Genomic DNA, 13,737 nt, shown 5'->3' on the forward strand with positions numbered 1-13,737 from the left:
TGGGGACGGAGTCACAGCTCGACGATGACGGCACCGACGTGCCGCCCTTCGATCACCTCCAGCAGGGCCTGCGGTGCGTGTTCGATGCCCTTGATCCGTACGTGGGGGAAGACCATCTCCCCGGCGCGGAGCCACGCAGTGAACCGCTCGGTCCACTCCGTACGGTCGTCGAAGTCGTCCGAGCTGAAGCCGCGCATCACGATCCGCTTGTGGATGAGCGGCAGGGAGTCCAGCTCGACGGGCGCCGACGTGCCCGTGCCGTCCTCGGAGAGCTGTCCGGACAGGGCGCCGACCAGGACGAACCGGGCGCCCGGACGCGCCGCATCCACAGCGGCCCGCAGCTGTTCGCCGCCGACGTTGTCGAAGAAGACGTCGATGCCGTCCGGTGCGGCCTTCGCCAGCTGTGCGGCGAGCGGCTCCGCGCCGCGGACGACGGCCTCGTCGTAGCCGAGTTCGGTCACCAGACGGTGGGCCTTCTGGCGGGAGCTGGTGCTGGCGATGACGCGGCCGGCGCCCAGCCGCTTGGCGATCTGCCCGGCCATCGATCCGATTCCGCTACCGCCGGAGGAGACGAACACCGTGTCTCCGGGGCGGAGCCGGACCCCTCGGGTCAGCGCCGCGTAGGCCGTCCAGCCCTGCTCCAGATGGGCGATCGGATCGGGCAGCGCCTCGCCGTCAAGACGCGTGCACTCGGCCGCGGGCACGATGGCGTACTCGCGCCAGCCCAGCCAGTGCGACACCAGATCGCCCGGCCGCACCGTGCCGCCCTCCGGCGCTCGGACGACCTCGCCGATCGCCGCCCCGACCAGGGTGTCGCCGGTGTTGAGCACGGGGAACGGCGTGTCCTGCGTCGCGCCCGCGATGAGGATGCGCAGCGTGGCGAAGACGTGGAAGAAACGGTTCCGGACCAGCACCTCGCCTCCCCCCGGCGGAAGCAGGGGCGTCTCGACGACACGGAGGTCCTCCAGCCGCGGCAGACCGTCAGGCTCGGCGACAAGGCGGACTTCTCTCTGGGTAGCGGGCAGGGCTGCCATTCACGCTCCTGAGCAGGAAGAACGTAGGGAAGTAAAGCCCTGGTGCACAGGAAGTGACCAAGGGATCCCCAGCGTGGAGGCGGCACGCGCGCCGCCTCCAGTCACGGCCTCGAACTGGAGCATTTTTTCCATCCCAGGCGGCTGCCTGAAGGAAGCGCACACCGTACGTCAGCCTGATCACCGCCGTCGCGCCGGTGGGGACAGCGGGTGCGTGCGCGGGACGGCGCGTGGGATTTCGTCACCGGATGCGTCCCCGACAGAAGAAATCCTCCATCCTCGCGCTCTGGCTGGAGCCGCCGGATCCGCGCCTCCACTGTGGCTCGTGGTCGAACTCGATGCCCTGCCCCCGGGGAGTCGGGTCGATGTATCGACGAGGATGGAGAGGAACTCCGATGACTGCTGAGCGTGTGCTCGCGCCGACTCCCACGGCGGCGTACCGATGGCGATGGCTGGCGCTCACCGCCCTGCTGCTCGGTGAGGCCATGAACCTGCTGGACGCGACCATCGTTCAGGTCGCCGCGCCCGCGATCCACACCGACCTGGGAGGGTCGGTGTCCGATGTCCAGTGGTTCACGACGGCCTACACCCTCCCGTTCGCGGTGCTGCTGATCACCGGTGGCCGGCTGGGTGACATCGCCGGCCGACGGCGCATGTTCGTCGTCGGCATCACCGGATTCATGCTGGCATCCGCCGCCTGCGCCCTGGCGCCGACGGTGGGCCTGCTGATCGCCTTCCGCGTGGTGCAGGGCGCGGCGGCGGCCGTGATCATTCCCCAGACCATCGGCCTGATCAAGACCATGTTCTCCGGCGGCGAGATGGCCAAGGCGCTGGGCAGCATCGGCCCCGTGATGGGCTTGGCCGCTGTCTGCGGCCCGGTGCTCGGCGGCGTTCTGACCCATGCCGACCTGTTCGGCTCGTCGTGGCGCGCGGTCTTCCTGGTCAACGTCCCGCTCTCCGTGGTCGTACTGGCCATCGCCCCCAAGATGCTGGAGGACCGCGCGCCCAACCGCCCCACCCTCGACCTGACCGGCACGGTCCTGGCCGTGATCGGTATCGGGTCCGTCGTCTACCCGCTCATCGACGGCGACATCTCCGCGCTGTCCGGGTGGCACTGGGCGGCCATCGTCGCCGGTCTGGTCGTGATGGTCGTGTTCGCGCTGCACCAGCGTGGGGTGGCCGCGAGCGGCCGTAGCCCGCTGGTGGAGCCGAGCCTGTTCACGCGCCGCAGCTTCCCGGCCGCCCTGGTGACCTCGACCTGCTTCTTCGCGGTGACGAACGGCCTGATGATGGTCATCGTGCTGCAGCTTCAGCTGGGGCTCGGCATCGACGTGCTCGACGCGGGTCTCACGCTCGCACCGTGGTCCGTCGGTCTGGCCGTCGCCTCGTGGGTGGCCGGCGCCCATCTGATCCCGCGCCTCGGCCACCGCACGATGTACCTCGGTCTCGCCGTGTTCCTGGCCGGAGCGCTGGCCGCCATCGCCGTGTACCGCTCGGCCGACCCCTCGGCGTACCCCACGCCGCTGCTGGTCGCACTGGGCGTCATCGGCGTCGGCGCCGGCCTCTTCAGCCCCGCGTTCTTCAGCATCTCCCTGCACCCGCTGAAGCCTCAGGAGATCGGGACGGCCGCCGGGCTGCTGAACGCGGTCCAGCAGCTGGGCGCCACCCTCGGCGTCGCCGTCCTGGGCAGCGTCTACCTCAACAGTGCGGCGTCCGGCGGGGCGTCGGCCTCGCTGCACGCGATCGAGGTCGCCTTCTGGGTCGCCGTGGCGCTGGTGGTGGTCAGCTTCCTCACCAGCCGGAAGATGGTCGAGAAGGGAGCTCCGGACAGCGCCGGGGCGCAGCACTGACCGGCCCACCGGCCGGAGCGGTCCATGCGGCGGCCTCGCGGCCGCCGCATCGGTATGTCCGGCCGCGCCGGCCCGTAACGGGGCGAGGGACGTCACGACCGCGTGCGCGTGGCCGGGGCGGACCGCCGGTTGCGGGCGAGATCCGTGATGATCGGACTCGCCGCCTTGACGTTCTGCAGTACCGGGCTGGTCTCGAGGGTGTGGATCGCATCGAGGGAGCCGAGCCGACGGGCGAGGTAGTGGTGCAGGTCGGCCGGGTCCTTGCACAGCGCCTGGGCCACCAGGTTGGTGGGGCCGGTGGTCGCGGCGACGAAGGCCAGTTCGTCGTGGCCCGCCAGGGTCGTCGCCACGTTCTCCAGCTGCGCGGGGCTCACCGACATCCAGAGCAGTGCCCGGGTGTTGGCGCCGAACAGCCCGGTATCGACCTCCACGTCGAAGAAGATGGCTCCGCCCGCATGCAGGTCGGCCAGGCGGCGTGCGACGGTGACGGGGGACCAGCCGGTCGCCTGGGCGAGTTCGGCGTGGCTGGCGCGCCCGTCCTTCTGCAGGGCGACCAGCAGATCCGCGTCCGAGTCGCTCAGTTGGCGGGGCACGGCGACGTACGCCGTGTCGGCGACCTCGTGCGAGCTGAGGAGGCGCTGCTGCTCCTCGGTCAGGGTGTCGGCGCTCCGGCGCCAGGTGGTGGGGCCCCCGAGGTACATGTGCAGCAGACAGTGGGCCGACACGGCGGTGATGTTGTTCGTGCGCGGGATGTCACGCAGCAGCAGGGAGTTGCCGACGGCGGCGTCAGTAGGCGTGTGGATGACCGCCACGATCTCGGTGCCGCCGGAGGTGAGTTTGACCCACGACGTGTCCGGCCGCCGGGCCAGGGCCTGGGCCAGGTCCTGTGCGGAGCTCGCCGCGGCGGTGAGTCTGACGAGCCACTGGGTCTGGCCGGCTCGGTGGGGGTCGGCGAGTCCGACGACCCGTAACGACGCCTCGTCGCGCAGTCGTCGGTAGCGGCGGGCGATGGTCTGGGGGGAGACGTCGAGGGCGGCGGCGATCTGGCTGAACGGCGCGCGGCCGTCTATGTGCAGCGCGTGGATCAGGGCACGGTCCAGAGTGTCGAGCATGCACTCATCCTTCAGTCGGGGCCTGCTCCGTGGAATAAAGCTGAAGATACGGCAGATCACGCTACCATCGCAGCCGGAGAGGCCCGCAGAATTCCATCAGTTCACCGCTCAACGGGGAGAGTCGTGCATCATTGACACGTTCCGAGGACGGCCACAAGTTCCTGCCTCGCTCTCTTTCAGGCTCCATCCGCCAAGGAAACGTGCAAGCCACTCCGACAGGCGATTCAGGCGCTCGGACGCCGACGCGGAGTCGCCTCTTTGAGTCAATTTTAGTTCGTCTTGGGGAGGATTTGGTGGTCGAATTGCAAACGCCCTCGATAGGGGTCGGACAGACCGCACTGTTCGTCGCATGGATGCGACAACTGGAAAGCGACCGTCCGGATGCACTGTTCCGGGATCCGCTCGCCGCCGCGATGCTCTCGGCCCTGGCGGAGGACCCGGTGCTGGCGGACGTGGCCGAGGTGATCAAGCAGACCCACGACAGCGCGGCCGGCTTCCCCACGTACTTCGCGGTGCGCACCCGGTTCTTCGACGACGAGGTGATCTCCGCGACCCGGCGCGGTGTCCGGCAGGTCGTCACGCTGGCCGCGGGCGTGGACGGGCGCACCGTCCGGCTGGATCTACCGGCCGGGACGCGCTGGTTCGAGGTGGACCTGCCGGAGATGACGCCGTTCAAGAACGCGCTGATCGAGCGGTCCGGCCTGCCCCTCGCGTGCGAGCGCCACGGGGTGGCCGCGGACCTCCGGGAGGATTGGCGGACTCCGCTGCGAGCTGCGGGTTTCGATCCGTCGCAGCCCACGGTGTGGCTGATCGAAGGGCTCTTGATGTACCTGACGGACGCCGCCGGGGACGCGATCCTCACCGGTGTCAGCGAGCTGTCCGCTCCGGGCAGCCGGCTCATGCTGGAGCACCTCAAGGCGGCCATGCTCGAAGAGGAGGGCAGGCCGGTACGTGAGCGGGTCGAGGAGCAGGGCGCCTCCTGGCTCTCCGCCCGCGACGACCTCACGTCCTGGATGGGCGGCCACGGGTGGAGCGCCCGGGTGTACGCGGGCGACGATCCGCGGATCGGATACGGGCGCGCGGTGGCGCCGCTCCCGGCGTGCTGGCTGGCGACGGGCACCTTCACTCGGCCCGCCGACGCTCCGGTGAACTGACGACAGAACGCCAGCTCCGGCGGAGGGGCGCCTGGAATGCAGAATTCCACAGTGGAACGGAATCCCCGACGCCGCACGGATTCTTTGCCGAAAAAATACCGGGTGTCGTCCACGAGTTTGTCAGATTGCCGTAGGGCGGTCCGCCACCGGACGTAGCGGAGTGACAACCCCGTTTTGTTGAACATGTTCGCAGCAGCGCCAAGTGACCGACTCGTCGCGCCGCCACGGCGCCATTACCGCATCCCCCCCACCACAGCGGAGGAATCGCATGCCAGAGGAGACCGCACGCCCACGTCATCCGGAAGAGCCCGGTTTAGCGAGAAGCCACTGCGTGGTGTTGGGAGCGAGTATCGGTGGCCTTTTCGCCGCGCGGGTGCTGTCCGACACGTTCGAGCGGGTGACGCTGATCGACCGGGACACGCTGCCGGAGACGGACGAGAACCGGAAGGGCGTTCCGCAGGGCCGCCACGCGCACGCCATCCTGCCCGCCGGCACCAAGTGGCTCCAGGAGACGTTCCCCGGGCTGCTGGAGCAGTTCGAGGCGGACGGGGTGTCCGTGGTCCGGGAACCCGACGAGATGCACTTCGCGCCGGGAGGTCACCTCCTCAGCCAGAAGGGCCGCCGCAGGGACCCCGTCCCCACCTACCAGCCGAACCGCCCCCAGCTGGAAGGCGGGGTACGCGCGAGGCTGAGGGCACTGCCGAACATCGAGATCGTCGACCGGTGCGAGGCGACCGGGCTCATCGGTTCCCCGGACGGACGACGGGTCGTCGGCGCCCGTGTCGTGGACCGGGACGGCGGAGACGAGCGGGAGCTCGCCGCGGACCTCGTCGTCGACGCGACGGGTCGCGGCGGACGCACGACGCGCTGGCTCGCGGACCTGGGCTACGGCCAGCCGCTGGAAGACCGCCTCGCCATCGACATCAAGTACGTCAGCCAGAACCTGAAGGTGGAACCGGGCGCCCTCGGCAGCAAGAAGGTCGTCATCGTCGGCGCATCCCCCGGACGGCCGACCGGCGCGACCTTCCTCCAGCACGGCGACGACCACTGGATGCTCACGCTCATCGGCTACGGCGGTCACCACCCGCCCACCGACCCGGGCGAGTTCCTGGAGTTCGCCAAGCCGATCCTGCCGTCGGACGTCTTCGAGGTCCTCTGCGCCGCCGAACCCCTCGACGACCCGGTTGCCCACCGCTATCCGGCGAGCGTGCGCCGACGCTACGAGCGGCTGGAACGTTTCCCCGACGGACTGCTCGTCTTCGGTGACGCCCTCTGCAGCTTCAACCCCGTCTACGGCCAGGGGATGTCCTCGGCCGCACTGCAGGCCGAGGCGCTGCGGGACGCCCTGGCCGCCCAGGGCAGGGACCCTCTGCCCAGGCGCTTCTTCAAGACGGCCGCCCGCCGCATCGAGGTCGCCTGGCAGATGGCCCTCGGCAGCGACCTCTCGCTGCCCGAGGTGGCGGGCCCGCGGCCGCTGCCCGTGCGCGTCCTCAACGCGTACTTCGGCTGGCTGATGACCGCCGCGGAACACGACTCGGCGCTGACCCAGGAGTTCGTCAAAGTCAGTTCCCTCCTCTCGCCCCCGACGATTCTGCTCAACCCCGCCACGATCGGGCGGGTCGTCGTCGGGAACCTGCGCCGGCGTCTTTCCGCACGCTGAACATCTGAATATCGAACGCGGCATGAAAAGCCGCCGCGCAGGTCAGCCATGCCATTTTTCGGCGCATATGAAATCTCTGTACGCCGAGGAAACTTCCTTGACTCCGTCGTTTTCGGTGTCCTAGCGTTCCAGGGCCGAGAAATCCGAAGGGAATGATTCGGAATGTCAAACCCGGTGACCGTTTCCGCCGTAGAGACTCCCGACCGCGCCGAACTCGTGAAGCGGGCCGAAGGCCTGCGGGCCCTGCTGTGGGAAGACGCCGTCGACTGCGAACGCGAGCGGCGCGTACCCGAACGGGTCGTCTCGTCCATGACCGAGGCGGGTCTGCTGCGGCTGATGACACCGCGGCGGCTCGGGGGCTACGAGACGGACATGCGCACCCTCCTCGAGGTCGCCACCGCGCTCGGCCGCGGCTGCTGCTCCGCCGCCTGGACAGCCGGTGTCCTGAACGCCGGGAACTTCGTGGCATCGCTGTTCCCGCCGGCCGCCGGCGACGAGGTGTGGGGCGAGAACCCCGACGCCCGGTGCGCCCTGGTCCTGGGGCTGCCCGCGCAGAACGTCGAGCGGGCCGACGGCGGCGTCGTCGTCAGCGGCGAGTGGGCCTACGTCTCCGGCTGCCTGCACGCCCAGTGGGTCAGCGCCCTGATCGCCGCCCCCACCGCCGAGGGCCGGCCCGACATCCAGTTCGCCCTGATGCCGGCCGGCGAGGTCGCCATCAAGGACACCTGGCACTTCGCCGGCATGCGCGGCACCGGCAGCAACACGGTCGTCGCCGACCGGCTCTTCGTACCGAGCCACCGTCTGGTGCCCTACGTTCCCATCCTCAACGGCGAGACCGACGGTGTCGTCGACGCCGATCTGCCCTACCGCAACAGCCTGACCGGCCTGTTCGCCATCGGCCTGATCGGTGCGCTGATCGGCGGTGCCGAGGCCGCCCTCGCCCACGTCCGCGACAAGGGCCCGACCCGTCCCGTCGCCGGCTCCACCTACCGCGACCAGACCCAGTCGCCGACCTTCCAACTCGACCTGGCCGACGCCACGTCGAAGATCGACACGGCCAAGCTGATCGCCCTGCGCATCGCCGACACCGTCGACGAGTACGCCCGGGCCGGCAAGAACATCGATCTGACCGTCCGGGCCCGCAACCGGCTGGAGTCCGCCCAGGTCGGCCGGCTGTGCCGGGAAGCCGTCGACACCCTGCTGACCGCGCACGGTTCCTCCGCCTTCAACGAGGCCAACCCGCTCCAGCGGCTCTGGCGCGACATCAACGTCGGCAGCCGCCACGCCGGCTTCGGCATGGGCATCCCCGAGCAGGTCTACGGCCGCGCCCTCGTCGGCCAGGACCCCCGCGACATCAGCTTCATCGTCTGAGCCGACGCCCCGACGGGAGGCACGGCTGCCCCCGTCCCTTCCCCATCCCACAGCTGAGGACACCCATGGCAGAGCCCCGCACACCCAGTGACGAGATCGGGCTGCGCGCCCACAACCGCGCCGTCGTCGAGCAGTACATGAACACCCGAGGTGAGGACCGGCTCCGGCGGCACCTCCTCTTCACGGAGGACGGTATCGGCGGGCTGTGGACCACGGAGAGCGGCGAGCCGATCGTCATCCGGGGCCGCGACCGGCTGGGCGAGCACGCCGTCTGGTCGCTCAAGTGCTTCCCCGACTGGGCCTGGACCAACATCGAGATCTTCGCCACCCAGGACCCCAACCGTTTCTGGGTCGAATGCGACGGCGAGGGAAAGATTCTCTTCCCCGGATATCCCGAAGGCCTCTACCGCAACCACTTCATCCACTCCTTCCTGTTCGAGAACGGGAAGATAAAGCAGCAGCGCGAGTTCATGAACCCGTGCCAGCAGTTCCGGTCCCTGGGAATCCCCGTCCCACGCGTCGAGCGCGAGGGAATTCCGACCTGACAGGGTACCGGCACGAGCACGGGGACCGACATGATCCGGCCGTTCATTCTCGTCGCCTCACGGGGGGCAGAGTCGTGGGACAAGCAGTAACCGAAATGCAGAGAGCCAAAGCCCTGCAACAACCCGAATGGAACGATCTCTCACAGGTCCAGCGCGTGCGGGAGATCCTCGGTTCCCGCCCGCCGCTGGTCCGCGTGGACGACGTCCACACGCTCCGGTCGCTGCTCGCGTCCGTCGCCGCCGGCGAAGCACACGTCGTGCAGGCGGGCGACTGCGCGGAGGACCCGGAGGAGTGCACCGCAGAGCATGTACGGCGGAAGTCCGCCGTGCTCGACCTGCTGGCCACCACGCTGAAGATGGTCACCGGCAAGCCCGTCGTCCGAGTCGGGCGCATCGCGGGGCAGTTCGCCAAGCCGCGGTCCAACTCCTTCGAGCAGGCCGGCGACCTCGTCCTGCCCGTGTACCGCGGGCACATGGTCAACAGCCCGGAACCCGAACCGGAGAAGCGGCAGCCGGACCCGCTGCGCATCCTCACCGGCTACATGGCGGCGGGCGACATCATGGAGCACCTGGGCTGGCGCGCACCGGCCCTGCGCGCGTGGCCGGGCATCGAACCCCTGGTGTGGACGAGCCACGAGGCACTCCTCCTGGACTACGAGGTTCCCATGATCCGCCAGATCGGAGACGGTCGGCGCTGGCTCGGTTCCACGCACTGGCCATGGATCGGCGAACGGACCCGGCAGTTGGACGGCGCCCATGTCGAGATGCTCGCCGACGTCGTGAACCCCGTGGCCTGCAAGGTGGGCCCGTCCATGACCGCCGGAGAGATCACCGCCCTGTGCGAGCGACTCGACCCGCTCCGGGAGCCCGGCCGCCTCACCCTCATCTCGCGCATGGGCGCCGACGCCGTCGAGGAGCGCCTGCCGTCCCTGGTGGCGGCGGTCCGCGCCGCGGGGCATCCCGTCATCTGGCTGTGCGACCCCATGCACGGCAACACCGTCACCGCACCGGGCGGGAAGAAGACCCGCCTGCTGAACACCCTCGCACGGGAGATCGCCGGATTCCGGCGCGCGGTGGCGGCCGCGGGCGGTGTGGCCGGCGGACTGCACCTGGAGACCACCCCTGACGACGTGACCGAGTGCGCCGCCGACACCACCTCGCTCGGATCGGTCAGCGACCGGCACACGACGTTCTGCGACCCCCGCCTCAACTCACGACAGGCCGTCTCCCTGGTCAACGCCTGGTCCGACGCTCTGTGAGCACCGCTGTTTCGGCCACATCACTGGAAAGGAGCCGTTCGATGGCCGGCTTACCGCCCATCGCGCCCTACCCGCTGCCCACCGCCGAGAGCCTGCCCGAGAACCTGGCGCAGTGGACCCCACGTCCGGAGCGCGCCGTCCTGCTCGTCCACGACATGCAGCGCTACTTCCTGAACGCCCTGCCGGAGCCGCTGCGCACGGAGCTCGTCCACAACACCGCCCAGCTGCGCAAGCGGTGTGCCGCCGCCGGCGTCCCGGTGGCGTACACCGCGCAGCCCGGCCGGATGACCGACGAGGAGCGCGGACTGCTCAAGGACTTCTGGGGGCCGGGCATGCGCACCGACCCCGCCGACCGCGCGGTGACGCCCGAGCTGGCGCCCGCCGAGGGCGACTGGACGTTCACGAAATGGCGTTACAGCGCCTTCTTCCGCTCCGAGCTGCTGCGGCGCATGCGGGCCGAGGGCCGCGACCAGCTCGTCCTCTGCGGTGTCTACGCACACGTCGGCGTCCTGGCGACGGCGCTGGACGCCTTCACCCACGACATCCAGCCCTTCCTGGCCGCCGACGCCCTGGGCGACTTCTCGGCGGAACACCACCGACTTGCCCTGGACTACGCGGCCCGGCGGTGCGCGATGGTCGTTCTGTCCGCGGAGGTGTTCGCGTGAGCGGCCGGGAGCAGGGCGACCTGCTCGGCGCCGTCCTGGAGCTGGAGCCGGCCGCCTTCGCTCTGCTGCACCGGCCGGAGTCCGGCCTCCCGGACACCGTCGACGTCCTGACCGGGGACGTCACCCTGTACGGGACACTGGCGGACATCCCCTTCCGGGGGCCGGACGCCGGCGCGCCCCGGACAGAGCACGACGTCCTGGTCGTGGTGCCGTACCGGCAGATCACCGAGCGGGGGTTCACGGCGCCCGACGACGGCGCACCGGTCGTCGCGCTGTCGATCGGCGAGCAGGCCAGGGTGCCCCTGGCCGAGCTCCTCGCACGGCTTCCGGACACGCCGACCCCCGTGACGGCCCACGGATTCGACGTCGACGACGAGCAGTACGCCGCGACCGTACGGCGCGTGGTCGACGACGAGATCGGCACAGGCGAGGGTGCCAACTTCGTCATCAAGCGCTCCTTCGTCGCGGACATCAGCGACTACTCGCCCCGCAGCGCGCTGGCGTTCTTCCGCCGCCTGCTGGAACGCGAGCAGGGAGCGTACTGGACCTTCCTCATCCACACCGGCCGACAGACCCTCGTCGGCGCCACGCCCGAGCGTCACATCTCCGTGAGCGGCGGGACGGCCGTGATGAACCCGATCAGCGGCACGTACCGGTATCCCCCCGCCGGCCCCACGCTGCAGGGTGTCACCGAGTTCCTCGCGGACCGCAAGGAGACCGACGAGCTGTACATGGTCGTCGACGAGGAACTGAAGATGATGGCCCGCATCTGCCCGGACGGCGGCCGGGTCCTGGGGCCGTACCTCAAGGAGATGGCCCGGCTGGCCCACACCGAGTACTTCATCGAGGGGCAGACCGACCGCGACGTGCGCGAGATCCTGCGCGAGACGATGTTCGCCCCCACGGTGACGGGCAGCCCGCTGGAGAGCGCGGCACGCGTCATCCGGAAGTACGAACCCGAGGGGCGCGGCTACTACAGCGGTGCGGCCGCGCTGATCGGCCGGGACGTGGACGGCGAGCGCTCGCTCGACTCGGCCATCCTCATCCGCACCGCCGACATCGACGCACACGGCCGCGTCCGCATCGGGGTGGGCGCCACCCTGGTGCGCCATTCCGATCCGGTCTCGGAGGTCGCGGAGACCCGTGCCAAGGCCGCCGGGCTGCTCGCCGCCCTGGAGACCGGACCCGTGCGCCGCTTCGGGGCGCATCCGGACGTCCGCGCCGCCCTCAGCCGCCGTAACAGCGGCATCTCCCGGTTCTGGCTGGAGGACGCCGCCGGGCGCCGGCCCTCGGTCACCGGGCTGGAGGGACTGAACGCGCTGGTCATCGACGCGGAGGACACCTTCACGGCGATGATCGGACACCAGCTCCGCGCCCAGGGCCTGCGGGTGCGGGTCAGCCGCTTCGACGAGCCGTACCGGTTCGACGGCCACGACCTCGTGGTGATGGGGCCCGGCCCCGGCGACCCCAGGGCCGCCGGGGCGCCCAAGATCCGTCGTCTCCGTGCCGCGATCGACGGGCTCCTGGAGCAGCGCCGGCCCTTCATCGCCGTGTGCCTGAGCCACCAGGTGCTCAGCCTGTCCCTCGGCCTCGACCTCGTGCGCCGGGAGGTCCCGAACCAGGGCGTGCAGCGGGAGATCGACCTGTTCGGCTCCCGGGAACGCGTGGGCTTCTACAACACGTTCGCCGCCCGCAGCACCGAGGACAAGCTCGACATCGAGGGGATCGGGCCGGTGGAGGTGAGCCGTGACCAGGGCACCGGCCATGTGCACGCGCTCCGCGGCCCGGGTTTCGCCTCGATGCAGTTCCACGCGGAGTCGGTGCTGACCGTCGACGGGCCGCGCATCGTCGGGCAGACCATCCGGGAGGTGTGCGACCGTGCGGGTTGACATCGCCTGGTGGGACCTCGACGGCTCCCCGCAGACCATCGACTCCCTGCGCGAGCACCTGCGGGACGGCACCGTCGACGCGTGGCGTGAAGTCCCGGGCCTGCGGTTGAAGCTCTGGATGGCCGACCGGCCGCGGAACCGCTGGGGCGCGGTCATGCTCTGGGAGTCGGACCGTCCGGCGGGCCTCCCGGCGAACCGCGCCGCCGAACTGATCGGCCGTCCGCCCACCCACCGGACCGGATTCGACGTCGAGGCCACGGTCGAAGGCGTGTACGCACTCCGCGAACTGCAGGGCCTCGGCCCCGTGTTCGCGCCATCGGCTGCACCGGCCGCCTCCATACCCGGGGAAGGGACACCGTGCACGAATACATAGTGGTGGATGCCTTCGCGCGCCGGCCGCTCCAGGGCAATCCCGTGGCGGTCTTCTTCGACGCCGCGGACCTGAGCGGCGAGACGATGCAGCGCATCGCCCGGGAGATGAACCTCTCCGAGGTCACCTTCGTCCTGCCGCCGGAGCAGGGCGGTGACGCGCGGATCCGCATCTTCACCCCCGTCAACGAGCTGCCGTTCGCGGGTCACCCCATGCTCGGTACGGCGGTGGCCCTCGCCCACACCATGAAGAAGGAGCGGCTGCTCCTGGAGACCGGCATGGGCCTCGTCCCGTTCCGGCTGCGCGACGACGACGGCGTGCCGGCGGTGCGGATGGAACAGCCCGTACCCACGTGGCAGCCGTACGAGTACAGCGCCGAGCTCCTGGAGGCGTTAGGGGTCGCGGAGTCCACGGCACCGGTCGAGGTCTACCGCAACGGCCCCCGGCACGTCTTCGTGGGGCTCGAGAGCGTGGCCGCGCTGTCGGCGCTCCGCCCGGACCACCGGGCCCTGGGCCGGTTCCCCGACATGGCGGCCAACTGCTTCGCCGGCGAGGGCACCCGGTGGCGGACCCGTATGTTCTCCCCCGCCTACGGGGTGGTGGAGGACGCTGCGACGGGATCGGCCGCCGGCCCGCTCGCCGTCCACCTGGCCCGGCACGGGCTCAGTACGTACGGGGAAGGGCTCCGCATCCTCCAGGGGGTCGAGATGGGCCGTCCCTCGCTCATGCTGGCGACCGCGGAAGGCACCGGTGAGCACGTCCGGAGCGTGCATGTCGGCGGCCACGGCGCCATCGCAGCCCGCGGCACCATCTACGTCTAGCGAGGACCAC

General features: G+C 70.3%; 12 protein-coding genes. 10 read left to right on the forward strand and 2 right to left on the reverse strand.

The features are described 5' to 3' along the window. Nucleotides 1-11: 11 nt before the first annotated feature. Entirely contained in the window at nucleotides 12-1,034 is a 1,023-nt protein-coding gene (locus tag ACIQR3_RS28320) for an MDR family NADP-dependent oxidoreductase (protein ID WP_403543468.1), read from the reverse strand. A 392-nt stretch (nucleotides 1,035-1,426) separates the two neighbouring features. Here ACIQR3_RS28320 and ACIQR3_RS28325 point away from each other — a divergent pair, with 392 nt between their 5' ends. After that, nucleotides 1,427-2,881 carry an MFS transporter gene (locus ACIQR3_RS28325; RefSeq protein WP_403543469.1) on the forward strand — a complete coding sequence of 485 codons (1,455 nt, stop codon included), beginning with the start codon at nucleotides 1,427-1,429 and terminating at the stop codon, nucleotides 2,879-2,881. A 92-nt stretch (nucleotides 2,882-2,973) separates the two neighbouring features. On the opposite strand, the gene ACIQR3_RS28330 is transcribed toward ACIQR3_RS28325, so the two are convergent. After that, on the reverse strand, nucleotides 2,974-3,993 hold the full coding sequence (locus ACIQR3_RS28330) for an Lrp/AsnC family transcriptional regulator (protein WP_403543470.1): 1,020 nt from the start codon (nucleotides 3,991-3,993) through the stop codon (nucleotides 2,974-2,976). Between the two features lie 293 nt (nucleotides 3,994-4,286). Here ACIQR3_RS28330 and ACIQR3_RS28335 point away from each other — a divergent pair, with 293 nt between their 5' ends. From ACIQR3_RS28335 to ACIQR3_RS28375, 9 genes are all read left to right on the forward strand, one after another. Further along, on the forward strand, nucleotides 4,287-5,147 hold the full coding sequence (locus ACIQR3_RS28335) for an SAM-dependent methyltransferase (RefSeq protein ID WP_403543471.1): 861 nt from the start codon (nucleotides 4,287-4,289) through the stop codon (nucleotides 5,145-5,147). Between the two features lie 373 nt (nucleotides 5,148-5,520). Beyond that, the gene (locus tag ACIQR3_RS28340) at nucleotides 5,521-6,807 is read left to right on the forward strand and encodes an FAD-dependent oxidoreductase (RefSeq protein WP_403543472.1); all 1,287 of its coding nucleotides are present in this window, start codon (nucleotides 5,521-5,523) and stop codon (nucleotides 6,805-6,807) included. A 162-nt stretch (nucleotides 6,808-6,969) separates the two neighbouring features. Next, on the forward strand, nucleotides 6,970-8,178 hold the full coding sequence (locus ACIQR3_RS28345) for an acyl-CoA dehydrogenase family protein (RefSeq protein ID WP_403543473.1): 1,209 nt from the start codon (nucleotides 6,970-6,972) through the stop codon (nucleotides 8,176-8,178). 65 nt (nucleotides 8,179-8,243) lie between these two features. Beyond that, a complete protein-coding gene (locus ACIQR3_RS28350) occupies nucleotides 8,244-8,723 on the forward strand; it encodes a PhzA/PhzB family protein (RefSeq protein WP_403543474.1) in 480 nt (159 codons plus the stop codon). Between the two features lie 74 nt (nucleotides 8,724-8,797). Beyond that, a complete protein-coding gene (locus tag ACIQR3_RS28355) occupies nucleotides 8,798-9,982 on the forward strand; it encodes a 3-deoxy-7-phosphoheptulonate synthase (RefSeq protein WP_403543475.1) in 1,185 nt (394 codons plus the stop codon). Nucleotides 9,983-10,023: 41 nt separating this feature from the next. Next, nucleotides 10,024-10,647 (forward strand): isochorismatase family protein, encoded by a 624-nt coding sequence (locus ACIQR3_RS28360; RefSeq protein WP_403543476.1) that lies wholly within the window; start codon nucleotides 10,024-10,026, stop codon nucleotides 10,645-10,647. Then, nucleotides 10,644-12,536 carry an anthranilate synthase family protein gene (locus ACIQR3_RS28365; protein WP_403543477.1) on the forward strand — a complete coding sequence of 631 codons (1,893 nt, stop codon included), beginning with the start codon at nucleotides 10,644-10,646 and terminating at the stop codon, nucleotides 12,534-12,536. The genes ACIQR3_RS28360 and ACIQR3_RS28365 overlap by 4 nt, the downstream gene beginning before the upstream one ends. Beyond that, nucleotides 12,526-12,909 carry a hypothetical protein gene (locus ACIQR3_RS28370; protein WP_403543478.1) on the forward strand — a complete coding sequence of 128 codons (384 nt, stop codon included), beginning with the start codon at nucleotides 12,526-12,528 and terminating at the stop codon, nucleotides 12,907-12,909. The genes ACIQR3_RS28365 and ACIQR3_RS28370 overlap by 11 nt, the downstream gene beginning before the upstream one ends. Beyond that, a complete protein-coding gene (locus ACIQR3_RS28375) occupies nucleotides 12,894-13,727 on the forward strand; it encodes a PhzF family phenazine biosynthesis protein (protein WP_403543479.1) in 834 nt (277 codons plus the stop codon). The genes ACIQR3_RS28370 and ACIQR3_RS28375 overlap by 16 nt, the downstream gene beginning before the upstream one ends. Nucleotides 13,728-13,737 lie beyond the last annotated feature (10 nt).

The sequence above is a fragment of the Streptomyces sp. NPDC090994 genome (genome assembly GCF_044768905.1).
Classification (GTDB): Bacteria; Actinomycetota; Actinomycetes; order Streptomycetales; family Streptomycetaceae; genus Streptomyces.